Source organism: Paraburkholderia sp. SIMBA_053 (genome assembly GCF_046534895.1).
In the GTDB taxonomy this organism is placed as follows: Bacteria; Pseudomonadota; Gammaproteobacteria; order Burkholderiales; family Burkholderiaceae; genus Paraburkholderia; species Paraburkholderia caledonica.
Map to the genome: position 1 here is coordinate 119,644 of NZ_JAWRXU010000011.1, position 26,422 is coordinate 146,065.

The following is a 26,422-nucleotide window of genomic DNA, read 5'->3' on the forward strand; positions in this document are numbered from 1 at the left end:
AAGGTTCGGCGCATACAGTTTCATGTTCTACCCCGAGCTTCCGCTAGATGCGCTGCGTGCGGTTTGCGGCACGATTTCGCGCGGTTCGGGGTTAACACTCACTATTTGCCGGCACCGTCGAAAGCTGGCAGAAGGTTTCCGATTTCTATAATCGCCGTCATTCACTCAAAAAGCGCCGCATGGTCCATAGGGCGGCGGCCAAACCCCAGGAGACTGCCTCATGCGTACCTTGCGCCAGATCGCCGCTGTGTCCGGTGTTGCGTTTGCCCTCGCCGCTGCTTCGGCCGCCGCTCATGCGGAGAAACTCACGATCATGGTCGGCGGCGCCACCAAGATCATTTACCTGCCGGCCAAGCTGACTGAACAACTCGGCTACTTCAAGGACGAGGGCCTCGACGTCGAAATTCTCTCGCAGCCCGCGGGCGTGGATGCAGAGAACGAACTGCTCGCAGGCGCGGTGCAAGGCGTAGTGGGCTTCTACGATCACACTATCGATCTGCAGAGCAAAGGCAAGGAAGTGCAGGCGCTGGTGATCTTCGGCCAGGTGCCGGGCGAAGTCGAAATGGTCTCCACGAAAGCGGCAGACAGCTTCAAGAGCATGGCGGACGCAAAAGGCAAGACGCTTGGCGTGACCGGCCTCGGCTCCTCGACAAGCTTCCTCACGCAATACCTGGCGCAACGCGCGGGTGTTCCGTCCACGCAATACACGCTGTTGCCGGTAGGTGCCGACAATAGCTTTATCGCGGCCATCAAACAAAGCCGTATCGACGCCGGCATGACGACAGAGCCGACGGTCTCGCAACTTCTCAAGACCGGCGACGCAAAAGTACTGGTCGATATGCGCACACTCGAAGGCACGCGCGCAGCGCTCGGCGGCACTTATCCGGCTGCGAGCTTCTACGTGCAACGCGCGTGGGCCGAGTCGCACAAGAGCGACGCAGCGAAGCTTTCGCACGCTTTCGCAAAGACGCTGAACTTCATCGCCACGCATAGCGCTGAAGAAATCGCGGCCAAGATGCCGAAGGACTACTACGGCAACAACAAGGACCTTTACGTCGGTGCACTGAAAGCGTCGCTGCCCATGTTCACGAAGGACGGCAAGATGCCCGCCGACGGCCCGGAGACCGTGTTGAAGGTGCTCTCCGCATTCAACCCCTCGGTGAAGGGCAAGCACATTGACCTCGCCAAGACCTACACGAACGACTTCGTGGCGGCGCCGGTCAAGACCGCGGCCAAGTAACGTCATCCACATCAAGCAAACTGAGAGGCACCAGCCGATGAACCAACCTATGTCACGCGAGACGCCTGCGATCGAAATGCGCAACGTGTCCTGCCGTTTCATTTCTCCGGACGGCAAGGCAACCATCGCGTTGCGCGACTTCAGCATGTCGGTGGCGCGCGGCGAGTTCGTTGCGATTGTCGGGCCGACGGGCTGCGGCAAATCCACCACGCTCAGCATGATTACGGGCTTGCTCAAGCCCACTACCGGCGAAGTGCGCGTGATGGGCGCGCCGGTCGACGGCATCGATCCGCGCATCGGCTTCGTGTTTCAGGCAGACGCCGTGTTTCCGTGGCGCTCGGTCATCGACAACGTCGCGGCCGGTCCGCTGTATCGCGGCCGCTCGAAATCCGCCGCCTATGAAGAAGCGAACGAGTGGCTGCGCCGTGTGGGCCTCGACAAGTTCGGCAAGCACTATCCGCATCAGTTGTCTGGCGGCATGCGCAAACGCGTGGCACTCGCGCAAACGTTCATCAACCGGCCGGAAATCCTGTTGATGGACGAACCGTTCTCCGCGCTCGACATGCAAACGCGCACGCTGATGCAGGACGAATTGCTGCAGTTGTGGGGCGGCGCCGGGTCGGTCGTATTTGTCACGCACGATCTCGAAGAGGCGATTGCACTCGCCGACCGCGTGTTCGTGCTGACCGCGCGTCCCGCGACGCTGAAAAAGGTCTACGAAATCGATCTGCCGCGTCCGCGTGTCACGTCGGAAGTTCGCTACGACCCGCGTTTCATCGAAATCTCGCGTGACATCTGGCACGACCTGCGCGAAGAAGTGCAGATCGGTTAATCAAGGAAAGCGAAACATGTCTACTACTCCTCAACAGATGATGCCCTCGGGTATCGACGCCGCGTCGCTCGCGCAGGTCGAACGGGTCGCGCAAAAACGTATCCGGCAACGTCAGGTGCTGGTGATCGCGCTGCGTATCGCCGTGCTCGTGATCGTGCTCGGCGGCTGGGAACTGTCCGCACGCCTGAAGTGGATCGACCCGTTCTTCTTTTCGATGCCGACCGCGATTTTCGATCAGATCGTCGACTGGTTCGTGAACGGCACATCTCAAGGCCCGCTTCTCACGCAGGTTTGGGTCACGCTCGAAGAAACGGGACTCGGCTTCATTATCGGTTCCGTTGCCGGTGTGTTCTGCGGCATTCTGCTCGGCCGCAACAAGCTGCTGTCAGACGTGTTCAGCCTCTACATCAAGATCGCCAACTCGATTCCGCGTGTGGTGCTCGGCTCCGTGTTCGTGATTGCGCTGGGCCTCGGCATGGCTTCGAAAGTTGCACTCGCCGTGGTGATGGTGTTCTTCGTCGTGTTTGCCAACGCGTTTCAGGGCGTACGTGAAGCGGATCGTTACATGATCGCGAATGCGCAGATTCTCGGTGCTTCGCGCCGTCAGGTAACCACGTCGGTCGTGATTCCCTCGGCATTGAGCTGGATTCTTGCAAGCCTGCATGTGAGCTTCGGCTTCGCGCTCGTCGGCGCAGTGGTCGGCGAATTTCTCGGCTCCAAACAAGGTATCGGCCTGCTGATTTCCACGGCGCAAGGTGCGTTCAACGCAAGCGGCGTGTTTGCCGCGATGATCGTGCTGGCCGTGGTCGCGTTGGCAGCGGACTACCTGTTGACCGCGGTCGAGCAGCGCTTGTTGAAATGGCGGCCGGCAGCCGTCTAAACCTGAGCCACCTTGCCGTGTAAAAGCGCGGCGGTACAAAACAATGCCGTTCGGTGAATGACCGAACGGCATTTTTGCATTCTGTTGTCACCAACGCCTCAGTTGCAGCGGCGCATATGGCGGCCGCCACGCCGCGCGCGTAGGTGTTCAGCCGTCCGAGCCTGGCGGGAGAGGGCCGACCTTCTCCGGCTTCTCACAGCGATATGAAGCTTTCGTTGCGACGTTTTTTGCGCTAGGTTTGCAAGACTGACACCTCACACGTTCAGTCTTGCTCAATCCCGCAGGAGCGATGCACATGGACGACGTCCAACTCAGCAACGCGGCACGACAACAGGCACAGGCGCAGAACGACCCGATTCGCCACGTGGTTCTTCTGCTGATGGAAAACCATTCCTTCGACCAGATGCTGGGCTGCCTCGACGAAGTGCATGAGGGTCTGGACGGCGTGCGCAACGCTGCGTCGAAAACGAACGACGACGGCAAAGGCCACACCTTTTCTCCTCGGCCCACGCGAGTACGGCAAATGAAGCTCGATCCGGATCATGGGCACTCAGCCGTGCTGAGCCAGATCGACTCGAACAACAGCGGCTTCGTGCGCTCCTTCGCCAACGACTATCCAAACAGCAGTCTTGCCGCGCGACAGAACATCATGGGCTACTATCCGCGCGGCTTTCTGCCCGCGCTGCACACGCTCGGAGAGCAATTCACCGTTTGCGACAGATGGTTTTCATCTCTGCCCGGTCCAACGTGGCCGAACCGTTACTTCGCGCTTTCCGGCACTTCGAAGGGGCAGGTGGGAATGCCATCCGGCCTCGACGCGCTCAATCCCAGGTGGTACACGGAGCAGGATCAGGATACGATTTTTGACCGCCTGAACGACGCTAAAAAAACCTGGACCGTCTATTTCTACGACTTCCCGGCGTCATTGCTATTCAAGAATCAGCGCAAAGCCGAGAACCTCGCGAACTACCGCTACTTCGACAATTTCTTTCCCGATGCGGCCGGTCCAGCCGATGCATTTCCCGAGTTCGTACTCATAGAGCCCAAGTACTTCGGCGAGGCACAGAACGACGATCATCCGCCGCATAACATCATGAAGGCGGAAAAGCTGATCGCGGACACGTACAACGCATTGCGTTCCAATCAGGCGTTGTGGGAAAGCACATTGTTAGTCGTGCTTTACGACGAACACGGTGGCTTTTATGACCACGTGCCGCCGCCGTCAGACTCGGTCGCGCCCGACGAACACACGTCCGTGTTCGACTTCAGGCGGCTCGGCGTTCGCGTGCCCGCCCTCCTCGTATCCCCTTGGTGCGACCCCGGCGTATGCCACGCGCAATTCGACCATTGCAGCGTGCTGAAATATCTCTGCGACAAGTGGGGCCTGCCTCCGCTCGGCAAACGCACAGAAGCCTCGTCGAGCGTCGGTCTGGCGATCCGCACCACCGGCACGCCCCGCGCCGACACGCCTCAATTCATTCGGGTGAGTAATCAGTCGCTCATTCCGGATCACGTGGAACTGGAAAAGAAGTCGTCGAACAACAATCAGCGTGGGCTCCACCATTTCGCCGACTTTCTACATACCGAGCTCGACCGACTTGAAACGACCGCAGTGGTGTCGGCGGCGAATTTTGCGCGCGCTGAGAACCGCTGGGTAAGCCTGAAAAACCTGCTGGGTTCGGCGTTGATCGGCTTGGGGGAGTGGCTTAGCAAAGACTTCTATCGGGCCCGCGATCTGCGTGACGAGCGTACCAGCCATGCATTCACGCGGCTGTCGCAGCGGGCCGACGGAGCCGTCCGCCCGCGCGGTAAGTAAGAGCCAATGCACGCAGGCTTTACTGGTGCGTCGGCGGGAATGAACAGCGGCGTCCGTTTATCTCAATTCCAGCAACGAAGTTTACCGAAAAGCGCCATTACTCTCTCCAGTTTGCAAACCTACAATGTAATCACTGGCCGCGAACAACAAGGTTCGTGGCGCAATAAAGACCGAAACTGGAGGTAGTTCATCATGAAATCACTTATTCAAGCTGTTGTTATCGCCACTGTGCTGGCCGCTCCTGTCGCTTCGTTTGCGCAGTCCAACCAGCCCGTGACTCGCGCTCAGGTGCGCGCAGAACTGATTCAACTGGAAAAGGCCGGCTATCAGCCGACCCGCTCGGATCCTTATTATCCCGCTGACATTCAGGCCGCAGAAGCTCGCGTCGCCGCGCAAAACGGCACTGCGCAGCCGGCTGTGTCGAGCTATGGCGGTGTTGCGAACGGTTCTTCGGACTCTGGCCGCGCCGTGTCGGCTAATGGCACCAAGTCGATTTACTTCGGCAACTAAGCACAGCAGGCAATGGCGGCAACCCGGTCGGTGCACCGGCTGAGAATGGCGCGATATGCCGCCGCCAAGGCGCGGCGAAATTCTCAGCAGTTCACCGCGTGTCATGCCGCCGAAGCGCCAACTGTTTGAGCCGTTACAAATGAAAACGCCCGCGACCGGTTGTTCCGATCACGGGCCAGTTTGCTATCCGTTACCTCCGTCATCGGCTACCGATGACTTCGCCTGGACTCGTCAGTCCAGGCGCTTTTTTGCCCCTGCGAACCGTTGCGGGTGCAACGGATCATCCTCCGACCGAACGGACCTGCTCAATCGCGAGCGATCAGATCGCCCACTTGCCCGCGCCCCGTGACGAGGCAGCTCGACAGGAAATTCTCGCTCTGGCTGCTCGCGCCGACCTCTCCAAAGCCCTTCTTGAGCGCGCTGGCCTTGACCAGTTCAGCGCCCTGATGGCATGTGATCGTCCCGACTTCGCCGGCCTGCGCGCGCATCAGCGCCCGATCCGCCATTAAATAGCCGAGCAACAGCACCACCGCGATATTGAATGCCTGCCTCATGGAATGTCTCCTCTTTCGAAGAGACTAACGCGAACCATCCGGACACGGTCTTAGGGGTTTCCCGATTCAGGCCTATCTGCTGACGCAGGTTAAATCAAGCGCGGTGAGCGCCAAATCACGTAATCGTGCCGCGCTGACGCACATGCGCGGCTGTTGTATCCGGCGCTGTATGCCCGGACTGCAGCCGCCACATGCGCTGCTGCACGCGCCGCGTGTTCCGCTCGAACAACAGATAAACCGCGAAAGCGTACACATAGCATGCAATGAGCATTCCGCTCAGCACGAGTACTCCTTTTGCATCGAACGGAATGCGCTGCCTGAAACCCACTGCGGCCACAAAAAGAATAAACGGGAAATGCGTGAGATACAGCGAATAGGAAAACCTGGAAAACAGAATTGCGGCTCGCGACAGCACCGGCAGTCGCAAGCGAACATTCTCGAGCAGAACGCAGCGGAGGAACACAAAGCAAGGCACGCCGACGATCCAGTCGTTATCGAGCAGAAAGAGGCGTGTACAAAGCAGCGCGGCGACAAACACCATGCCGCTTACGAGCGTAAGCCACGGTAGAGCCCGGCGCTTCATACGCGCGGGAGAACGCTTTTCCAGCACCGCGAGTAGCACGCCAAGCAGCCACAATCCGAAGCCGCTTTGCAGCGATGGGAACGCGATCATCGTACCGAGCGCAAACGCGGCGATCGCATAACCGCCGACTCCCCGTCGGCGGCCCAAAAACACGACGCATGCGGGAAACCACAGGTAGTACCAGAACTCGTTAGCGAGGCTCCATAGCGGACCATTCGATCCGTATGTGCCGCACGCCAGGGTTTGCAGGAAGACGAGATTGCATGCGAGCGTCGCCGGGCCCAGATGCGATGCAACGTTGATCTGTTGATCGAATGTGCCTTCAGTCCCGAGATAGAAAGGTCCGCCCGCGAGATGGATGCCGAGGCGGTCCCAGAACAACGTTAGCAGCAGCGCCGGCACCAGCACGACCCACAGGCGCGATAGGCGTTCAGTCAGATAGCGCTGCCAACTCCACGTGCCGGTGCCGACCTGGCGCAGCACCGAGCCGCCGACAAAGTACCCGCTCAGCAAAAAGAATACGATGACGGCTGTATGCCCGTAGTTGCTGACGAAATAAAACGTCTTGCCCGCGAGGCCCAGTCCCACGCTCGACTTGTAGTCGACGAACATCAGATTGCGCAGATGGCTGAGGCAAACAGCGCCCGCCGCCAGTGCCCGGATCAGGTCGAGTGTGTCGCAATGCTGTTTTTCCGGCGGCGCCATGTGAGTCGGATCGGACAAAGGATTTGTCGATCAAACTACGGCCCGGCATGCATTTAATCAGTACGTTGGACCACACACGAGCAGCTCAAAGCCGGGCTTCTATGTGCCGGATGCGTTGCTCTATTGACTGACGCACCAGCCGGTTCGAACCGACCAGCAGCAGCGACGACGCAATGATCCGGTACACCGTGTTCCTGCGCACCTTCGAGACTTTTTGCGGATCGAGCCACGCTGCGTTATCCACGAGCAACATCAGCGTTTCGAGCCCGATCAGAATCGGCCACAAACACGCAAGCCGCAAGCGCACGGAAAAGGCGGGAATGGCGAGCGTGTAATCGAGCGCTTCACGGAAATGATCGAGCGTAATGCGCAATAGCTCGGTCATCAGCGGACGCGCGCGCAACGAATTGGCCGGCGACAACAGGTCTTGCGGACTCAAGCCGTGTTGATCCAGCAATGTTTGCGGAAGATAACAGCGGCCGATACGCAGGTCTTTTCCGCAGTCGCGCAAGACGTTGGTCATTTGCAGCGCCTTGCCGAACCGGACGCCACGGCTCGCCATTGTCTCGGGCCGCTCTTTGAGCGTGCCGGGCATATGTGCGTAGGTCATCGTGGTCCAGAATTCGCCGACGCAGCCCGCTACAAGATATGTGTAGCGGTCCAACTCCGAATATTCGCGCAGCGCCGCGATGCGGCCCGAACGTTCGTCGGGGAACGTGCGCAGATCGAACTCCATGCCCTCGGTCAGCGTTGAAACGATTCCCCGCACGGCCTTGCGATCCGATTCATTCAACTGCCCCAAGACGTCGAGCGCGGGACCGAGCGATTCCAGCAACACCTTCTCGTCCGACTGAGTCTGCTGGCCCGCTACTTCGGCGGCCATACGCTGGAACAGCGCGCCGTCGCTCGACACACCGTTGACCTGGTCGCGCAGCGCCAGCAATAACTGAAGGCGCTGTTCCGGCGCGATCAGCGATGTATCCGCAACCGTGTCGGCGGCACGCGCGAGCAGATAGGCGAGGCCGATCGGGTCGCGCATTCCCACTGGCAGCACGCGCAGCGTAAGGTAAAACGAGCGTGAAACGCCTTTCAGGAGCGGGCCGAGAAGAAAAGCCCGGGTCGGATTCGGCATGGGTGCGATGTCAGTATTGGCAAAATTCAAGCGGTGCCGAATTGTATACGGCAAGCCGCGATAAGATGCGGGATAGCCTGAATCTCGTGCCGACAATGAGCAAAAATCAGAATTCGACTCTTGAAGCCGCCACTACGCGTACTCGCCGGCCCGCCCTGCGCCTGACCTATGTGATAGGCAGTCTCGACCGCATCCTGCGGCGACGTATGAGCGAAGCGCTTGCGCCGCTCGGCTTGACGCTCGCGCAATTCACCGCACTGTCCGTTCTCGAAGCAAAGGGGCAGGCGTCGAACGCGCAGCTTGCCGAACGCTCGTTCATCACGCCTCAGTCTGCCAACGAGGTGATGAACGCAATGGCGAGCCGTAACTGGGTGAGCCGCGAGCCGGACCCCACGCACGGTCGCATCGTGCTGCTGCAATTAACCGACGAGGGAAGGGCCGTACTGCGTCAATGCGAGCAGGCGGTTAGAACGATTGAAAAGCAGATGCTCGAAGGCATCGAATTCGAAGCGGCCGGCACGGTGCAGCGCCACCTCGAAACCTTCGTGCGCAACCTGCGCGGATAGCATCGTCGGTCAGGAAAAAATTTGTTAAGGATGGCTAATATAGCCGCTCGCTAATGAACGCGCGAAGGAACGCGCGAAGCGTGGCATTGGCATGTCTGGCCACTCGCTCGCCAGTAGAGAAATGCCGTGCGGTTAAGTAGCTTTGCATGTACCTGTTTTGTACTTTGTGCGCCGCGCAGAATAACTTTTTCATTTTCGGTTGGCTGCGCTGCGTTCGTATCGGAGCGCGTTCGGCTCACTTGCCCCCTGACCTTGCACCAATATGGCCGTGGTCAAGCGCTCAACGGACACGTAGAATCGCGGGCAGCCATTCTCCCTATGCGTTTCGCCGGTCAAATACCGGGAACGCACATTGCTCACGAGGTTAGTTCAGGTTGCGGGCGGACGTCAGCGAACCGCCTGTGTTTGTACTTCAACGCACACCATAATGACTATTCACGAATCGCAGACCTCTCTTCGCGCCAACGTTGATACGGGCGTGCCCGGTCTCGACGAGATTCTTGGCGGCGGGCTGGTCCGGGGCGGCGTCTATCTTCTCGAAGGCATGGCCGGCGCAGGCAAGACGATTCTATCCAGCCAGATCGGCTTTCATCGCGTAAGCCGGGGCGAGAAGGTGCTGTACATGACCTTGATCGCTGAATCGCACGACAAGTTGCTCGCACACCTGAAGCGCCTGACTTTCTTCGACGAAAACGCAGTCGCGCAGCAGATGCTTTTCGTTTCCGGTTATCACGAACTCATGCAGGACGGTCTGGACGGCTTCCTGAAACTGATTGCGTCGAGCATCTACGATTACCGGCCGAGCCTCATGATCATCGACGGCTTTCGCAGCGCGCGCGAATTCAGCGAAACCGAGCTGTCGTTGTCCAAGTTCATTCACGAACTCAATGCGCTCGTCGCGGCAATGGATTGCACGACGCTGCTCCTCGCGCCGCTGTCCGGCAACGAGCCGCATCCTGAGCACACGCTGGTCGACGGCCTGATCGAACTGAACCGCTTCAGCGACGGTATGCGCCGCGCCCGCGAAATCGAAGTCCACAAGCTGCGCGCGCGCAATCACCTGATGGGCAAGCACTACTTTCGAATCGCGGAGAGCGGGCTCCTCATGTATCCGCGTCTCGAATCGCAGTGCGCGCCGTCGAGCGGACCGGTGGATCTGAAAACGCGGATCAGCTTCGGCTTGCCGCATCTCGACATCATGTTCGGCGGCGGTCTGTCACAAGGCTCGACTACGACGTTGATCGGGCCGTCGGGTGTCGGCAAAACCATGCTTTGCCTGCAATTCCTTGCCGCAGGTGTCGCGAACGGCGAACGCTGCCTCTATCTCGGCTCTTACGAAGGACCGCAACGACTGCTCGGTAAAGCAGAAGCCGTTTCGATACCTCTCAACGACGCGTACCAGGACGGTCGTCTTGCCATTCAATGGCAGCCGGCCATTGAACTTGCCGTCGACGAGATCGCCGCTAACGCGCTTGCCACGGCGAGAGAAATCGGGGCAACGCGCATGGTGATCGACGGCGTGGAGGGGTTCCGCGATTCCGCGTTGCGCGTCGAGCGCTTTGGGCTATTCCTGAACGCATTGCTGCATCAGTTGCGCGAAGCCGGCATCACGGCGCTCATCACCGAAGAAATGCCGCTCTATCCAGACCACGGCAATTCTCGAAGCACGCGTGTATCGGCACTTACAGAAAATCTCGTCTTGTTGCGCTACGCGGAAACCGAAGCAGGACTGCGGCGTGCAATCTCAATCGTCAAGCAGCGGGAGAGCGCGCATGATCCGTCTACCCATGAGCTCGTAATCTCCTCACACGGGCTGGATGTTATTGAAAGTCCGTTTAGCGCCGCGGTTTCTTCGGCCACAGGCTTGTCCGCGACGTTGCAGTCGCGGCGACCGGCGTAGCCCCATGAAAACCATTCTGGTTGTGGATGACGAATTCGACATCCTCACTGTATGGCGGCTGCTGCTCGAACGTCACGGCTATACGGTGCTGACCGCATCGAATGGCGCGGCCGCGCTCGATCAGATACGCAAGACCCGGCCGGACGTCATTGTGTCGGACTGCATGATGCCGGTCATGTCAGGCCTGGAGCTTTGCGCAGCGCTTTACGCCGATCCGGACCTGCGCACCATTCCGGTGATTCTCTGCAGCGCGGCCGCCGACATTCCCGCGCAGCAGAATCCGTCCATCCAGTACGCGCGCAAGCCGATTTCATTCGACGCGCTGCTGACCATGCTCAAGCGCGTTTCAGGGTAAAAGCACAGGCCGTTGGCGCAGCCGTTAAACCGACTGCGCCACTAACGCGCCGACGCTCGCAATAGCCGAATTGCAACGCACCGCGTCGCCTGCCGTTTCCGTCAGATAGACCGCGACGAGAATGGGACCGCGGCCGGGCGGCCACACGATCGCCACGTCGTTGGCCGTGCCGTGATCGCCTGTGCCGGTCTTATCGCCAACGCCCCAGTCCTTCGGCAGTTTTGCGCGAATCCGCTCGCCGCCGGTCTCATTGGCCGCGAGCCACGCAAGCAATTGCGCTCGCGACGACGAAGTCAGATGCTCGCCGAGCACCAACTCACGCAGATTGCCGAGCATTGCGTTCGGTGTCGTAGTGTCGCGCGGATCGCCGGGCGTCCCCTCGTTAAGCGTGGGCTCGATCCGGTCCAGACGCGTGATGCCGTCACCCAGACTGCGCGCAAATGCGGTCAAGGCGGCAGGACCGCCCAAGCTCGCCAGCAACAGATTAGCGGCCGTGTTATCGCTGAGCGTGATCGCCGCTTTGCACAGATCGCCGACGCTCATTCCCGTGTTGCCGGTGCGCTCGCGCGTGTGCTTCGATGTCGCCGGCGAGTTCGTCACAAGCTCGCTTTGCGAGTAGACGATGCGTCGCTGCAAGTCTTCCTCGCCGCGATCCACCCTCGCCAATATCGCGCCCGCAACGAGCAGTTTGAACGTGCTGCACATCGGAAAGCGTTCGTCCGCATGTAAGCCGGTGTGCAGGCCCGATGTCGTGTCGACGATCGCAACACCGAGCCGTCCGCCGCTATCTGCTTCGATCTCCCGCAGCCGCGCGCGGATCTTATCGGCCTTTGCCAACTCTTGCCGCGGCGGCGCCGCCGTGGTGCGCTTGGCCGGTCCGGCGTTTTTGCCCCATGCATCGCCGCTTCGAAACACGGCGCCAGCAAAGCCACCAACGCCAACTATCGAAACGCCCAGCATCGTGCGCGCAAATTTTCTTCTCGTGACCATTGCAGCTCCTTGTGTGAAGCCGCAACTATCGGTTTTCCAGCTTTCACTGACAAACGATGATAAGTTAGTGCACTCACAAGAAAAACTTATGCCTCGGCTATGAGACCTTATCTTCCGCTCAATGCGCTGCGCGCCTTCGAATCGTCCGCGCGGCACCTGAGCTTCACCCGCGCGGCGCTCGAATTGAACGTCACGCAGGCCGCCGTCAGCCAGCAGGTCAGAACGCTCGAAGAGCGTCTTGGCACCGCGCTATTCAAGCGCCTGCCACGCGGCCTTGCGATGACCGATGAAGGTCTCGCACTGCGCCCCGTGCTCACCGATGCATTCGACCGCATCGAGGCGGTGCTCAAGCAATTCGAAGGCGGTCACTTTCATGAAGTACTGACGGTCGGTGTGGTCGGCACGTTCGCGGTCGGTTGGCTGATGCCGCGGCTCAAATCGTTTCGCGATGCACATCCCTTTGTCGAGCTGCGGCTTCTGACCAATAACAATCTCGTGGATCTCGCCACTGAGGGGCTCGACTTCGCGATCCGCTTCGGCGACGGCACGTGGCCCGGGTCACTTGCCACGCGCCTGCTCGACGCGCCGCTCGCGCTGCTATGCACGCCCGAGATTGCTGCGAGATTGTCCGCGCCCGCAGATCTCGTCGACGAAACGCTGTTGCGTTCGTATCGCGCCGACGACTGGATCAACTGGTTCGCAGCCGCCGGTATTGCGCCGCGTCCAATTCGCGGACCGGTGTTCGATTCGTCACGGCTGATGGTCGAAGCGGCCATGCAGGGCGCAGGCATCGCGCTCGCGCCCGCGCTGATGTTTGATCGCGAGATCAACACGGGCCGCCTCGTGCGGCCCTTCGATGTCGAAGTGCAGGCGGGAAGTTACTGGCTCACATGGCTAAAGGGCAAGGCGATGACACCCGCGATGCTGCTGTTCAGCCAGTGGCTCATCAAGGAAGCGGCTGCACACATGCCGCGTTAGCAAAGCCCGGTGCGACGATGGCCGTTCATCGCGGGGCGCTCTGCTTGCGGCGGAAACACGTTCCACGAGCCATCGTCGTGACGGAAGAAGAAGATGGACAACAGGCCGGACGGGCGCAGTGCTTCGACACGAACGAACCGTTGATGTGAAGCGCGGTGGCAAAACTCCACGACACGTGCGGGCATTGACGGAGTCGGTGCGAGCCATTTGTCGACGGCCCAGTGCAAGGTCTTTTCAGCGGTTGACATGATGGTTCTCCTTCATTCCTTCACTTGAATACCCGAGGTCGATCCGGTAGCTCACGCGAGCTATGCGGCGAGTTGTCCGCTGTTTGCGCCGGTGGCGCCGCTTTCGACGAAAGCCTTCACGAGGCACATCAGCACATGCATGCCGGTACGCGGATGGCGCAAGCTGCAATGCACCTGTTCGCTGCGGCTTTCGCCGAGCAGCACCCACGCGCAAAAGTGCTCGCAGTTGTTGGTCAGCAGGCGGTACTGGTTTTCGCCGAGCCGTGAGCGCGCGCGGCGCACCGCTTCGTCGCCGATATAGCGTGCATGGGGAGTCGCGCGAACCGAGAGCGGATGTCCTGCTGCGAAGCGATCGAGGTCGACTTCTTCGACCGGTCCGCGATGCACCGAACCGGCGAAGCCTGCGTAATGAACCACGCGGCCATTGCCCACGTAGATGCCGTGATGCTCATAACCGCAGCGGGCTGACACGAGATGCGAGCCGATGGGCAAGTCGATCGGGGACATGCAATCGTCGCGGGTGTCGCTCGTCTTAAGTTGGATCGTGTTCATGGCTGGCCTCGCTTGGGTTCCAACACTGTTGCGAGGTCTTTTGCATCATCCGGGCCATGTGCGCCAAAGCCTTTGTTTATATGGCTTTCCGCCGAGTGCCACTTCTTCGACGAGGAAAACTGTGGGCCGCCGAGCGACAGAATATGCGTTGATGTGTTGGCGCGCGGCGCTCTTTTTGCCACAGCCAGAATGGCGATTCACGCTGCAGATGGGTTGTTGTCGACTCGCCAGGAATGTGTTGGGCGCTACACCGGTTCGCAAGCGTGTCTGTTGGATAGGCGCCGACCTGTCGATCAACAGTGCACCGCTTAAACAGTGCCCGAATGGGCGGAATCGCAGGCCAGTCAACGCTGTGCGGCAAACCGCGTGGCGTCATGCAGCGATTGGCATAGCACTTGCACGATCCCTGTCCAGATCCATTAAAACCGCGCGCGTTGCGCACGCGGCCAACCGGAGAACGACATGGCTTCTATTTCTGTGAACGATCTTTCGCTCAACCTCGCGCTCGACCGCAAAGCAATGGCGGCCATTCGCGGCGGCGGCGGAGCGCCCTGGGTGTATGGCTGGATTCAACCGTATGTGCGGGAAACGCCGAGCATTGGACCGGTCGTGAACCTATACGAGGTTTCCAACAACTTCTATGCTAACCAGATGATCAACCAGTTCCAGTCGGTCGATGTGCGCAATACAGGCGCCAACTCGAACATCAGTGTCTCTCCCGACGCACGCAGCAGAAACGATATGGTGTAGCCGTTGTGACTTGTGCGAGCCAATTCCGATGGACGTCGTCCGCGCGCTCCGACGCAGGGCGCGTGCGTGAAATCAACGAAGACGCCTGCCTCGATCAGTCCGAACTCGGACGCTGGGCAGTCGCCGACGGCATGGGCGGACACGCGGTCGGCGACGTCGCGAGCCGCATCGTCATTGACGAATTGAAGCGGCTCGCCGCGCCCGTCAGCATGAAAGCGTTCCTGGCCGACGCGCGCGCACATTTGCAGGCTGCTAATCGTCTGTTGAGAGAAGAGGCCGCGCGCCGCCAGGTGCAACGCATTGGCAGCACGGTCGTCGCGCTGCTCGCCTGCGATCGCTTCTGTGGTTATGTATGGGCCGGCGACAGCCGCCTCTACCTTCTTCGCGACGGACAGTTACGCCAGCTCACGCGCGATCACAGTCAGGTCGAAGCGCTCAAGTCGCTTGGCGTGATTACCGACGAAGAAGCGCGGCATCATCCCGCGCAGCACATGATTACGCGGGCCGTGGGTGCGACGGATCTGCTCGAACTCGACGACGACGCAATCGAAGTTGCGGACGGCGACATCTTTCTGCTTTGCAGCGACGGCCTGAGCAACGAGATCGGCGAAGACGACATGCTATCTGTGTTGTCTACGGCAGCACACGGCAACGCGCCCGATCAACTGGTGAGCCTCGCCCTGGAGCGCGGCGGCCGCGACAACATTACTGCGGTCGTGGTACGCGCCGAAGACCCTCATGCCGCGGACAAAACGCTTCTGAACCCGGCGCCCTGAGGCCGTGAGTCGCACGCCGTTCGATTTTTTCGGCTGACGGTGTTATGTATCGCCTTCGCCGTCGTCCTCGGCTTGGTCTGCATGCTCGGCGGAGCCGTTCCTGTTCGTGGAGACGACGTTACGGTTGCGGAAGTCTTTCGAATGCAGACCGTGCTTCTTCAGCAGCATCTGCAGATGCGACCGGTTCATGTCGATGCGCCGCGCCAGTTCGGCCACCGTGCCGTTCACTTCGCGCAGTCCGCGCTCCAGAAAGGCTTTCTCCGCGTCGTCGCTTGCGGCGCGCTTTGCATCGCTGAGCGACATCAGGTTCGCCACGCTGATCTGTTCTTGCCCTGTGCTGTTCGCGCCGCTTTGCAACGCCACTGTTCCCGGCGCTGCGGGCCGCATATCGGTCGGCAAATGATCCATGTCCGCCATATCCCCCGCAAGACACGAGATGCGATACATCACATTGCGCAATTCGCGGATGTTGCCGGGATACCCGTAATTGAGCAGAAAGTCCCTCAAACGTGGGGTTAATCTCACGGGCCTGCGTTTGAGCGTGCCGGCCGCCTCGTCACCGAACCACGCGATCAGCAGCGGAATCTCGTCACGGCGTTCGCGCAGCGGCGGCAGCGTCACATGAATGACGCTAAGCCGATAAAACAGATCTTCGCGAAACCTGCCTTCTTCGCTGAGCTTGCGCAGATTGCGATTCGTTGCTGCGACTATGCGCGTATCGACTGCAATGGTTTCGTCGGAACCCACGCGCTGAATCTCGTGCGCCTCCAGCACGCGCAGAAGCTTGACCTGACCCGCGAGCGGCAACTCGCCGATCTCGTCGAGAAAAATGGTACCTGTATGCGCGCTTTCGAATTTCCCTTTACGGTCGTTTGAAGCGCCCGTGAACGCGCCCTTGCGATGACCGAACAGTTCCGACTCCAGCAGGTTGTCAGGAATCGCGCCACAGTTCACGGAGATAAACGGCTTATCCGATCGCGAACCGTTCGCGTGAATGACTTTGGCCATCAGTTCCTTACCGGTTCCGCTTTCACCGTCGATCAGAACGGGCAAGTCGGTCGGCGCCGCTTTCTCGGCGATTTCGAGCGACTCGAGCAGACGCGGATTGTCGCCGAACGTGCCCTCGAAAATGAAGCTGCGCTCAAGCAGCGCCTGCCTGCGTGCACCGCGCGACTGCTCGGCGCGCTGTTCGGGCTCTGCTGCCGCCGCGGCTTGCACGAAGCGCTCCTTATGCGAAAGCTGCATGACCTCGTCGCGTAGCGACGTGGCTTGCCTGAGCAGCTTGTCGATATCCGTGCGCTCCAGCCGCGACGACCACCGCAGTGTCGAGCGCAGAATCTCGATCCGCTCGATCAGGCCGGCATATGAAATAGCCGGACTGATGTCTTCAATCTGGTCGAGTATCTTCATCATGACGTACTCAGTTGTTTCTGAACCAGCTGGTAGTACATGCCACCGCGCTGGATCAGTTCTTCATGACGGCCCTGTTCGACGATTGCGCCTTCATAGAGCACGAGAATCTTGTCGGCACGCATGATGGTGCTCAGCCGATGCGCGATGATCACTGCGGTGCGGCCCTTCAGAATGTCGTGCATATTGCCGAGAATGTTGCTCTCCGACTGCGAATCGAGCGCAGACGTGGCTTCGTCGAATACCAGCAGGCGCGGATCGTGATACAGCGCGCGTGCAATGCACAGCCGCTGGATCTGGCCGCCGGACAAACCTATTCCGCGCTCGCCGACAATCTGCTCATAACCGAGCGGCATCTTGCTGATAAACGCATGCGCATCCGCCATTCTGGCCACTTCCTCGATGCGTCGGCGGTCGGGTGCGTCGTCGCCGCTTGCTATATTCTCGGCAATCGTGCCCGAGAACAGCAGGTTGCTTTGCATCACATAACCGATCTGCGCGCGGAAATAGGCTTTGTCGACCACGCCGAGGTCGTAACCATCAATCGACATCTTCCCCTCGCTCGGCGCGTAAAAGCCGACCAGCAACTTGGCCAGCGTCGTTTTGCCCGAACCGCTGCGTCCGACAATCGCGACGAGTTCGCCGGGTTTGATGTCGAAACTGATGTTCTCCAACACATAAGCGGAATCGTTTTCGCCATAGCGGAAGTACACACCGCTCAGGCTGATTTCGCCCTGCAGTTCGGGCAGCATGACGCGTGACGGCAGATCCTGCGGCCTCTGTTCTGGCTCGATGTCCAGCACGTCGCCAAGGCGCTCCATTGCGACGCCCGCGTCATTGAGCATGCTCCATAATCCGACGAGTCCCATCAAGGGACCGAGCACGCTTCCCATGAATGCATTGAATGCAATCAACTGACCGATTGTCATCTCGCGCGCGAGCACGAGATTCGCGCCTACCCACAGAATCGCAATCGTGGTCGCGGCATTCAGCAGTTGACTGCCGAGCCCAACGAGAATATTGAAAGCATGTGCGCGGTACTGCACTTCGAGCGCTTTCGCGTATTTCTTCTCCCAGCGCAAACGCACGGGCCGCTCGATGCCCATGCCCTTAACCGTTTCGACACCGGCGAGCGCTTCCATCAGGAACGATTTCGATTCCGTCGATGCGTTGAAAACCTCGCGCGCATAATTCTTGATTCGAGGCGTGGCCAACGCGGTGAGCGCCATGATCGGAATGACGAAGCCGATCAGCACGAGCGTCATCTTCACGTTGTAGACGAACATGATCGTGAAGTAGATGAACACCATCAGCAGATTCAGCGCTGTCGTGACGGTGGACTCCGTGAGAAATGCACGAATCGTCTGGTTCTCCTGGAAACGCGCGAAAATGTCGCCGGTTTTGCGCTTTGCAAAAAACGAGAACGGCAACGACATCGTGTGCTTGAAGAACTGCGACATCATCGCAAAGTCCATGTTGCGCACCATGAAATTGGCGAGGTACGCACGAATCGACGACATGAGTTGCGAGAATACATTGGAGATAATGAGGCCGCCTATCAGCAGATGTAGCAAGCTCACATTCTGATGCACGATTACGCCGTCCAGAATGTTCTGGATGATGAGCGGCGGAATCACACCCAGTACCTGAATCACGAACGTCGCAAGAAACAGGTGACCGAGAATTTTCTTGTACGGCTTCAGGTAGCCGACAAAACGAATCCACGGTGAACGCGACGCCGACATTTGCAGTAAGTGAGGGCCGCCAGTAAAGAGCAGGCATGTACCGCTCCAGCCGCGCTCGAAATCCTCAACCGTCAATTTGCGGAAGCCTAGCGCCGGGTCCGCGACCCATACGTACTCCGTGGAGAGCCCATACACCACTACATAGTGATAGCCCTCCCAATGCACGATGAACGGTAGATCGAATCCACGTAACGAATCGAACGTGCATTGCACGCCACGCGCTGTAAAGCCGAGCGATTCCCCTGCACGGGCAAGGCTGTCGAGCGTTGCGCCCTGCGTGGTCACATTGGCGAGTTCGCGCAGTTTGCCGAGCGTCATCGGAATGCTGTAGTGACGGCAGATCATTGCGAGGCACGCCGCGCCGCAATCCATTTCTTCGGCCTGTTCGACCAGCGCAAAACGCTTGATTATTTTTTCGCCGAACTCGGCCTTGCTCTGCAGGTCGAGCATCAACGGCAGCTTACGGCGTTGCTCCAGCCGCTTTTGCCGCTGTAACTCACGGTCGACGTAACGAATACGCTCGTCCAGCACCTCGCGCAGTTTCGGATTGCGTTCGAGAATGAAATGAACGGTGCGTTCGGGAATCACCAGCAGTCGCGCATCGGTGGACGCAACCGCGGAGGCCATTTGTTCCTGGCGCATCAGGCACGCTTTCTCACCGAATATTTCGCCCTCGCCGAGCGTGGCGAGCGTATAGTCGCGCCCTTCCTCATGCCGAACGATGCGCACTTCACCCTGGCGCACGACGTATAAACGCCGGTCGTCGCGTGCTTCCTGCTTGAGAATCTCTTTGCCTGCAGCGACACGTTTGACACCCACACTGCGCACGTATTCTTCAAGCTCGGCCTTGTTCAGTTTGCCGCGCAAATCGAACAACTGCGCGACAAAGCCGCCGGCCGAATTGATTGCGACATAACTCGCGACAAAAGCAAGCGCGGCCTGATTGGCCGTGATCACCGGCTCGATTGCTGCGCGTGGGATGAACAGCAGCTCGGTCTTCGCCGACGCCCGCACCGAGGCTTCATGCACATACGTACGCAGCATTGCAATGTCGGCGAAAATTTCTCCCGACTTGCGCACTCCCATACTCGTTTCCTTGCCGTTCTCCTCGACAAAGATGCGCACCGTGCCCGAGCGGACCACGTATAAGCCGTCGGCGGTCTCCCCTGCAGAACATACCGTTTCGCCAAACGAATAGAAGCGCGCCTGCGCATATTCAGCCAGGCGGTCGATCTCATCGCGAGAAAAAGGCGACAGTATTTCCACCGAGGCGAGAAACTCGGCGGCGGACGGTGCGGTCTGGGGTGCATCCATAAGCTTGCGGACCTCGATTCGGCTTTTCAGGTTGCGCCCGGTCAGCGCGCCTCGATCACATGTTCCTGCGCACGCGCGATCAGCCAGCTTTCGCGCAGCAGGCGCCTGACTTCGGCGGCGACATCGGCGTCGAGCGTGGCTGGGTATTTGGCCGTCACCGCAAAGATTTCAAAGCACGATCTATCAGCTGACGGGAACGGACCAAGCAAATCACCCACCGCCGCATTGAAGATTTTCGCCTCGATATCCGGCTTTAATGAGCCGCGCAGTACTTTGCCTATTACGCCGCCCGCTTCACGCGTATCGGCAATGGAATGCTCGCGGGCCATGTCGGCGAAACTGTCGGGATCGTCGCGCAGATACGAGATCATTTCCTTCGCCTTGCCTTCGCTATCGAGCACGATATGGCTTACCTCGATGGCGTCGAACTTCGGTGAATTCAGCGCGAAATAGTCTCTGACGGCGGCCTCGTTGCCGACCTCCTCCAGCATCTTTTCCTGATACAACCCGTCAGTGATGAACGCCTCGAATTCGTCGAGGCTCACGTTGAGCACATCCAGGTACTGGTTCATATCGGTCGCCCGATGCAAGCCGCGCACGCGCCGGAACTGGTCGGCGCGCTGCTGGATTTCGTCGGCGCTGACTGCAATGCCCTGCTTCTTCGCTGCATGCACGGTGAGCTTGTCGCGCACGATCTGCTCAATCAGGCTTTCGAACTGGCCAGTCAGTTTCAGAAGTCGAATGAATTCGCTGACATCTACAACTTCATCATCGATTCGCACTATCGCGGTCATGTTGTCCGCTCCCATGGTTGATGAGTGATCCGCACGGTCAACCCGCCAACTGTCTGAACGGATCGAGACCCAGGTCGATTAGCCGCCGCTCGCGCACCACGATTTCCGCGCTCGCTGTCATGCCATAACGCAATGGATAACGCGTGCCCGCAATCTCGTAGTAGTTTTTATCGAGCGTGACGCGACCCTCGTAAACCGGCTGTTTGTCCTGCAATGAAGGCTTGGTGGCCGGCGAAATATAAGCAAGCGTGCCGCTGATCAACCCGTAGCGTTGATAGGGAAACGCGTTGAACTTGAGCTTGACCGGCAGGCCTTCGTGCAGGAACGCGCGATCATGTTCGGCAATCTCGATCTTCAACACGGGCTTCGCGTCTTTAGGCGCAACGCCGCCGAGTGGCGAGTTCGCCTGAATCTTGTCGCCGCGCTGCGTCGACGTGACGTCGGTAATCACACCTGAAACGGGTGCGAGAATCAGCAGGAAATTGTCTTTGTCGATGTTCTCGAAACGTATCCGCGCAGCAGCTTCGGATACAAGCCGCGCGCTTTGTAGTTGCAACCGCAACTTGTCTTCGACATCGGTGACGTCGCGCACGGCGGCGTCATATTGAAGCTGAAGGTCGGTGGTCTGCTGGCCGCTTGTTTCCAGTTCCGCATTCGCCTTTGCATATTCGTGGCTCAAACGGAAGTCGAGTTCGGCAAGTTTCGATTGCGCGACGCGGTAGGCGTTATCCGCTTCCATCGCAGCGGTTCGCTTCTGTTCGACCTGCAGTTCGGCTATTCCGCCGCCGCCTGGCTGCGCGAACAGTTGCGAATAGCGGTCCAGTTCCTGGCGCGCCGCCTCCCGCACGCGCCGCGCGTTATCGAGGACGCTGCGCGCTTCGTCGAGTTCGGCTTTCTGCCCCTCCGCGAGTTTGCTCGTGCCTTCCGAAATGCGATTCTCATGCAGACGGGCCTCGACTTCCATTTGCGCCTTTAGCGCGGCGGCTCTTCGTTCCAGTAGCGCCTTCTTTTGAGGAAACTGCTTCCAGTCGCGCTCCGCATCTTCGAGCTTCAGTTGCGCCTGCAACGCATTGCTCGCGGCCTCGATAGCGCCGCGCGCGTTCAGCCGGGCGAGCACGTCGCCCTTCGACACGGGCTGCCCCTCGGCGATATACAGGTCGGCCAGCTCGCCGTCGATCGGCGCATAAATGCGGCGCACTTCCGAATCCGGAGATAGCGTGCCCTGTGCGCTGACGATCACATCCGCGCGGCCCACGAACGACCATAGGAGTCCCGCCACCACCAGGCCGACCATTGCCCAGATCAGCGCACGCGCGAGCCGCACCGGCTCAGCGGTCAGTATCGCGATACCTTCGACGCTGTGATCTTCCAGCGCTTCCGAAAGCAGCCTAGGGTGACTGTCGCGTTTCACTCTGCTCGCCTCCAATCAACGCCAGCTTCGCCTTTAGAAGACCCGGATCCAGCACCATGCGCAACTCGGTGAGCGAGCGACGCTGCAAGCTTGTTTCGGCTTCGATATCCGCGAGCAGGCGGTCGAAGTCGGCAGGATGGTCCGCCTTTAATTGCGAATAGATACGCATGCCCTGTTGCGCCGCGGTTTGAGCGTCGGACAGCAAACGCGCCTCGTTGCGAAATCCTGGCGAGATGCCGGCTTCGAGCCGTTGTGTGCCACCGATCGAACCGCTCGCGCGATATTGCTTCCACAGACTCTGCGCCCGCAGCATCAGGTCTTGCGCACGCGCCAGTGCTTTATCGTGCAACGCGGCGACGTCCTTCTCGATCGAGTGCGCGAACCACACATCCGCCGACGGATCGAGGCTCGCATAGAACGACAGCAGACGTTGGTCGTAATCTTTGCCACCACGCGTTTTTTGCAGATCGCTGTATTGGTCGAGCAACGTTTTTTTGCGAGTCAGGTCGGCGGTCAGCATATCGGACCATGGACCGGCTGGCATCGACTGCAAGCCGGCCAGCGCCTGCTGCGCGTCGCCGCGCTTCCACGCTTCGGCCACCGCGTCGAGCCGCTGGATTACATCTGCCGATGGCAGACGCGTTGCCGCAAGTTGCCGATATTGCTCCTGAAACGGCGGTGTGCTGAAGCGCGCGGCTTTCATTTGTGAAAGCAGTGAGGTCAATTTGCGAGCTAGCGCGGCTTCGAGCAAAGCGGTGTATTGACGCAGATCGTCGCGTACACGGTCGAGTCCCGCAAGGCGTGGATAGCGTTGCGCGTAATCATCCAGTACAGGCGGCAGCGCTGCTGGTTTATCGCGCGCCAATTCGGTGCGAATGATCCCGTCTAACCGTTCGATCGCCGCGAGATAGACCGAATCGTCGCTCTCCAGCTTGCGCAGATGGCTCAAGGCCTGCGCGTACGGTTCCGAAAAAACGGGTACGTATGTCGCGATCCTGTCGAGAGCACGCTGATGGCTCTTGGGATCGTCGTCCCAACGCTGCAGCAAGCCGCCTATCGTCGCTTCGTCCGCGTACATGCGGATCGGCGCTTCGACGCCGCCTCGCCCCGCCACGAAACGCTCCAGATCGCCCACCCATTGCAGTTCGCCGAGCAACGACGCAGCATCCGCATTGTTCGCGCTCAACGACTTCATGTCGGCAAGCAGTGCGTCAGCCTGGTCGAACTGCGCCTTTTGCAGTGCATTGAGCCAGCCAGGAAGCTTCGCCTTCAGCAGCGCTTCGCTCGCAAGCGCGCTGACTTTCGGGTCGGCGGGATGGCTCGCCAGATAGCTCTTCGCCGACTTCACGGCGTTTGTATAGTCGCCGCTCGCGAGCAGATTTTTGACCTCGCGCTCGGGTGAACCGCGCAGATAGAGTGCCAACGCCGCGGCTGCGAAAAACACGACGGCCACGCCGCTCCACGCGGCGACGCGCCTCATGCCCGCACGATCGTCGCCTGCAAATGCCTTGCCAAGTTCGCTCGCGACGAGTCGCCAGCGGCGCTGCCTGCGCTTGGAGACGCTCGCGCCCTGGCTGCTATCCGATCCATTCGCGGCACTGCCGGCATCGCGCCCGCCATTGGCGCCCTTCGCAGCGCTCACCGGCGCCCCGTCAGCGGGAGACGCGCGTTTTGCTTGCGCCGACGCCGCGTGTGCAGACTCGTTGATCTCGTCCTCGCGTTGCCGCGCAGGGTCCACGCAAAAGATGTCGAGAAACGAATTCGCCGCGCCCACGAACGTTGTCTTGTCGGGGTCCGCGGCTTCGTCGACTGAGGGATTGAGGAGCAATTGCGTCACGGTCGGCTCGTTTTCGGGCGGTTTTTGCAGCGTCACCCTGTAGACGAAGTGGTCTCCGCCAAATGCAACGACGTCGCCGTCCGCCAGCGGCAGCGCTGATTCGTCGAGACGTTTGCCACCGACGAATGTGCCGTTCGTGCTGCCCAGATCTTCGACGTAAAGCTCCGAGCCCTTCAGAAAGATATGCGCGTGTCGCCGGGAAATGTAATTGACCTGATGCGGGTAGCGGTCCTTGTAGCGCGAAAAGACATCATCGGCTTTGCTGACGAGGAACGGAAACGCTTGCACTTCGATCGGCTGAAGATCGAGATCGTCGCGCTGCGGCACAAGCAACAACGCAGGAGCTTGTGCGGTGCTGCCAGCCGCTACGATGCGCGCGCGCGGCTCAATGCTCACGCGATAACACAACTCGCCGCCGAAACACAGTTCGTCGCCTGCCCGCACACGCGCCGGCGTTTGACGCACTGCGATGCCGTTTACCGTCGTGCCATTCTTGCTTTCGAGGTCCGCAACGTAAATGGCGCCGTGCTCGACGAAGACCCGCGCGTGACGGCGCGATAGACGCGCAATCCGCTCAGCAGGGTAATCGGTGAACGGCGCTTCGCTGCGCCCAATTGCGAACAGGTTGTCGACAATCCGGATTGTGTCCAGCGCAGGTCGTTGCGCGGATGCAAGCGGAGACAACAACACGTCGAAAGCGGCTTCGACAGTCGCGCGTGTCTCTGCAATGGGTGTTTCTCCGTCGGCCATTTTATCCGGATCACTAATCGTTTACCCGCTGCAGCGAGAGTGCAGCGGATTCAGCACGAAGGACGACGGCGAGAAGGTCTTTTATTAGCGAGCCATTGCAAAGCCGGCTCCTCAAAGATTGTAAGTCACGCATCGCGAGTGTCAATTCCCTGTCGTTGGTTATGAAGCCAGTTGGCTACGGTGTGAAACCCAGATAAGGCTCGCACTCGCCACATTGCGGATTAGCTCAGTGTTCCTTTACTTCTGTTGTGCTGCCTTATTGCTGTTTCACTTGCGCCTGCACATCGACACTGGGCCACCCGCCGCCGAGTGCCTTATAAAGCAGTACCGTGTCGGACAGAATCAATTCATGATTGGCCAGCAAAGATTGCTGCGCTTCGAGCAGCGTCCGCTCGGTTTCGAACACTTCCAGTTGCGACACGAGACCAAGCCTCAGCTGAGACTGAATCTGATCAGCCACGATTTGCAGACGATCGACCTCTTGCTGCAATTCAACTCTCTGCGCCTTATGCGCATTCAGATTGACCAGTGCGTTCTCTACTTCTTCGAATGCGCCCATCACCGTGGCGCGATATTGCTGCTCAGCGACTGTCGATTGCGCCTGCGTTACCTTCACATGGGCGCGTACCGAGGGGTCGAGCAGTGGAATGTTGATACTGGGCATGAAGCCGTATGTGAACGACTTAAGCAAATCAGTAAGAGCAAAACTCGCCGTGCCGCCGTGGCCAGTCAGGCTGATCGTCGGCAACTGCGCGAGCTTGGCCTCGCCGACGAGGTCGTACGCCTCCAGAACTCTGAACTCAGCGGCCACCACGTCCGGGCGCCGCGCCAGAAGTTGCGCAGGCAGGCCGTCGGGTACGACAGGCAACTGCACGCGCTGCTGCAAATGGCCCTTAGGCAAACGAAACTCGCCTGCAGGTACGCCGATCAGCGTACACAACGCGTTGTTCGCGAGATCGCGCGAGCGTCCCAGTTCGAGCAATTGATTCGTCAGGCGATTGATCTCCGCCTGCTGACGCAGTACCTGCGTCTGCGGGATGAGACCGCTGCGGCGCTGTCCCTCGTAGATCGTCAGGATTTGGCGGTTGGTGACGAGTGTTCTTTGCTGCTGGTCTATCTGGTCGTCGAACTGGAGCAGCTGGAAATAAGTGCTGGACACATTCGACACCAGTTCCAGATAGCCGGCGCGCCAGTCGGCTTCGCTCGCATGAAACTCGGCTTTTTGCGCTTGCACGCCTTTCTCGACCTTGCCCCAGATGTCGATGTCCCAGTTAACCTGCGCCGCAACGTTGTACTGCTTCGTGAAAGTCTGCCCGGTGGTCTTCTGAAAGCTTGCGCCGGCGCCGAGGTCCATCGTCGGCAACGCGCCGGCTTTGGCTTCGCCTATTTGTGTGCTGGCCACGTCGATGCGCGCGGCCAGCACCTTGATGTCGAAGTTGCCGCTGATGGCTTTGTCGATCAGCGAATCGAGAGTCGAATCGTGGAAGCCCTTCCACCATTCCGGTTCGATGGTGGCCGCCGCGGATATCGGTGAACCTTTCTGATCCGACCACGACGCTTTGGCAGGCGTATCGGGCCGCTTGTAGTCCGGCATGCTGACGTCGACGCATGCGCACAATGAAAAGGCGCAAACAGTTGCCGCGCACAGCCCGCGCAACGTCGTCGCGGTGTAGTGATTGAACGAGCGCTGACGGACCAGTGAATCAAGCAACGCTGACACGATTTTCTCCGATGACGCCCACTTCACAGCACGACGCAACGCACGCTTCAAGTAAAGCATCTCCGCCGCCGCTT

At 59.6% G+C, this 26,422-nt stretch carries 23 protein-coding genes; 11 read left to right on the forward strand and 12 right to left on the reverse strand.

Annotated elements, in window-relative coordinates; translation table 11 throughout:
* Nucleotides 1–220 precede the first annotated feature (220 nt).
* The 5 genes from SB753_RS26470 to SB753_RS26490 all read left to right on the forward strand — a co-directional run bounded on the left by SB753_RS26470 (nucleotide 221) and on the right by SB753_RS26490 (nucleotide 5,278).
* Nucleotides 221–1,240, forward strand: a complete 1,020-nt coding sequence (locus SB753_RS26470; protein WP_410802652.1) for an ABC transporter substrate-binding protein — start codon at nucleotides 221–223, stop codon at nucleotides 1,238–1,240.
* A gap of 37 nt (nucleotides 1,241–1,277) precedes the next feature.
* Nucleotides 1,278–2,072, forward strand: coding sequence for an ABC transporter ATP-binding protein (locus tag SB753_RS26475; protein WP_027778126.1), 795 nt, complete (start codon nucleotides 1,278–1,280; stop codon nucleotides 2,070–2,072).
* A 16-nt stretch (nucleotides 2,073–2,088) separates the two neighbouring features.
* Complete coding sequence (locus tag SB753_RS26480; RefSeq protein ID WP_027804767.1) at nucleotides 2,089–2,952, forward strand: ABC transporter permease; 864 nt, start codon at nucleotides 2,089–2,091, stop codon at nucleotides 2,950–2,952.
* Between the two features lie 295 nt (nucleotides 2,953–3,247).
* Complete coding sequence (locus SB753_RS26485; protein ID WP_410802654.1) at nucleotides 3,248–4,768, forward strand: alkaline phosphatase family protein; 1,521 nt, start codon at nucleotides 3,248–3,250, stop codon at nucleotides 4,766–4,768.
* A 192-nt stretch (nucleotides 4,769–4,960) separates the two neighbouring features.
* Complete coding sequence (locus SB753_RS26490; RefSeq protein WP_020068852.1) at nucleotides 4,961–5,278, forward strand: DUF4148 domain-containing protein; 318 nt, start codon at nucleotides 4,961–4,963, stop codon at nucleotides 5,276–5,278.
* 305 nt (nucleotides 5,279–5,583) lie between these two features.
* On the opposite strand, the gene SB753_RS26495 is transcribed toward SB753_RS26490, so the two are convergent.
* From SB753_RS26495 to SB753_RS26505, 3 genes are all read right to left on the reverse strand, one after another.
* A complete protein-coding gene (locus tag SB753_RS26495; protein ID WP_020068851.1) occupies nucleotides 5,584–5,832 on the reverse strand; it encodes a hypothetical protein in 249 nt (82 codons plus the stop codon).
* Nucleotides 5,833–5,947: 115 nt separating this feature from the next.
* Nucleotides 5,948–7,138, reverse strand: coding sequence for an acyltransferase family protein (locus SB753_RS26500; protein WP_410802656.1), 1,191 nt, complete (start codon nucleotides 7,136–7,138; stop codon nucleotides 5,948–5,950).
* A 67-nt stretch (nucleotides 7,139–7,205) separates the two neighbouring features.
* Nucleotides 7,206–8,252: a phytoene/squalene synthase family protein gene (locus tag SB753_RS26505; protein WP_408199940.1), complete on the reverse strand. Its 1,047-nt coding sequence runs from the start codon at nucleotides 8,250–8,252 to the stop codon at nucleotides 7,206–7,208.
* A gap of 65 nt (nucleotides 8,253–8,317) precedes the next feature.
* Between SB753_RS26505 and SB753_RS26510 the strand changes: the two genes are divergently transcribed.
* The 3 genes from SB753_RS26510 (at nucleotide 8,318) to SB753_RS26520 (ending at nucleotide 11,073) form a co-directional block, all read left to right on the forward strand.
* Nucleotides 8,318–8,818 (forward strand): MarR family winged helix-turn-helix transcriptional regulator, encoded by a 501-nt coding sequence (locus SB753_RS26510; protein WP_020068848.1) that lies wholly within the window; start codon nucleotides 8,318–8,320, stop codon nucleotides 8,816–8,818.
* A gap of 427 nt (nucleotides 8,819–9,245) precedes the next feature.
* Complete coding sequence (locus tag SB753_RS26515) at nucleotides 9,246–10,718, forward strand: RAD55 family ATPase (protein WP_408415384.1); 1,473 nt, start codon at nucleotides 9,246–9,248, stop codon at nucleotides 10,716–10,718.
* Between the two features lie 4 nt (nucleotides 10,719–10,722).
* Nucleotides 10,723–11,073, forward strand: coding sequence for a response regulator (locus SB753_RS26520; protein WP_020068846.1), 351 nt, complete (start codon nucleotides 10,723–10,725; stop codon nucleotides 11,071–11,073).
* Between the two features lie 24 nt (nucleotides 11,074–11,097).
* On the opposite strand, the gene bla is transcribed toward SB753_RS26520, so the two are convergent.
* Entirely contained in the window at nucleotides 11,098–12,063 is a 966-nt protein-coding gene (gene bla / locus SB753_RS26525) for a class A beta-lactamase (protein WP_410802659.1), read from the reverse strand.
* 99 nt (nucleotides 12,064–12,162) lie between these two features.
* Here bla and SB753_RS26530 point away from each other — a divergent pair, with 99 nt between their 5' ends.
* Nucleotides 12,163–13,041, forward strand: a complete 879-nt coding sequence (locus SB753_RS26530) for a LysR family transcriptional regulator (protein WP_410802661.1) — start codon at nucleotides 12,163–12,165, stop codon at nucleotides 13,039–13,041.
* On the opposite strand, the gene SB753_RS26535 is transcribed toward SB753_RS26530, so the two are convergent.
* Both SB753_RS26535 and SB753_RS26540 read right to left on the reverse strand, forming a co-directional pair.
* Nucleotides 13,038–13,289: a hypothetical protein gene (locus SB753_RS26535; RefSeq protein ID WP_410802663.1), complete on the reverse strand. Its 252-nt coding sequence runs from the start codon at nucleotides 13,287–13,289 to the stop codon at nucleotides 13,038–13,040. The two genes, SB753_RS26530 and SB753_RS26535, sit on opposite strands and share 4 nt — an antisense overlap.
* A gap of 60 nt (nucleotides 13,290–13,349) precedes the next feature.
* Entirely contained in the window at nucleotides 13,350–13,841 is a 492-nt protein-coding gene (locus tag SB753_RS26540; protein WP_410802665.1) for a lecithin retinol acyltransferase family protein, read from the reverse strand.
* 462 nt (nucleotides 13,842–14,303) lie between these two features.
* Here SB753_RS26540 and SB753_RS26545 point away from each other — a divergent pair, with 462 nt between their 5' ends.
* A complete protein-coding gene (locus tag SB753_RS26545; RefSeq protein ID WP_013342362.1) occupies nucleotides 14,304–14,591 on the forward strand; it encodes a hypothetical protein in 288 nt (95 codons plus the stop codon).
* 5 nt (nucleotides 14,592–14,596) lie between these two features.
* A complete protein-coding gene (locus SB753_RS26550; RefSeq protein ID WP_410802667.1) occupies nucleotides 14,597–15,367 on the forward strand; it encodes a PP2C family protein-serine/threonine phosphatase in 771 nt (256 codons plus the stop codon).
* A 42-nt stretch (nucleotides 15,368–15,409) separates the two neighbouring features.
* Here SB753_RS26550 and SB753_RS26555 read toward each other — a convergent pair whose 3' ends face one another.
* The 6 genes from SB753_RS26555 to SB753_RS26580 form a co-directional block, all read right to left on the reverse strand.
* On the reverse strand, nucleotides 15,410–16,780 hold the full coding sequence (locus SB753_RS26555; protein WP_410802669.1) for a sigma-54 interaction domain-containing protein: 1,371 nt from the start codon (nucleotides 16,778–16,780) through the stop codon (nucleotides 15,410–15,412).
* Nucleotides 16,777–19,836 carry a peptidase domain-containing ABC transporter gene (locus SB753_RS26560; protein ID WP_020068839.1) on the reverse strand — a complete coding sequence of 1,020 codons (3,060 nt, stop codon included), beginning with the start codon at nucleotides 19,834–19,836 and terminating at the stop codon, nucleotides 16,777–16,779. Before SB753_RS26560 ends, SB753_RS26555 begins: the two co-directional genes overlap by 4 nt.
* Nucleotides 19,837–19,877: 41 nt before the next feature.
* On the reverse strand, nucleotides 19,878–20,630 hold the full coding sequence (locus SB753_RS26565; protein WP_020068838.1) for a peptidylprolyl isomerase: 753 nt from the start codon (nucleotides 20,628–20,630) through the stop codon (nucleotides 19,878–19,880).
* 37 nt (nucleotides 20,631–20,667) lie between these two features.
* A complete protein-coding gene (locus SB753_RS26570) occupies nucleotides 20,668–22,041 on the reverse strand; it encodes an HlyD family efflux transporter periplasmic adaptor subunit (RefSeq protein ID WP_020068837.1) in 1,374 nt (457 codons plus the stop codon).
* Nucleotides 22,019–24,628 (reverse strand): FHA domain-containing protein, encoded by a 2,610-nt coding sequence (locus SB753_RS26575; RefSeq protein WP_410802671.1) that lies wholly within the window; start codon nucleotides 24,626–24,628, stop codon nucleotides 22,019–22,021. The genes SB753_RS26570 and SB753_RS26575 overlap by 23 nt, the downstream gene beginning before the upstream one ends.
* 256 nt (nucleotides 24,629–24,884) lie before the next feature.
* Complete coding sequence (locus tag SB753_RS26580) at nucleotides 24,885–26,408, reverse strand: efflux transporter outer membrane subunit (protein WP_408199952.1); 1,524 nt, start codon at nucleotides 26,406–26,408, stop codon at nucleotides 24,885–24,887.
* Nucleotides 26,409–26,422 lie beyond the last annotated feature (14 nt).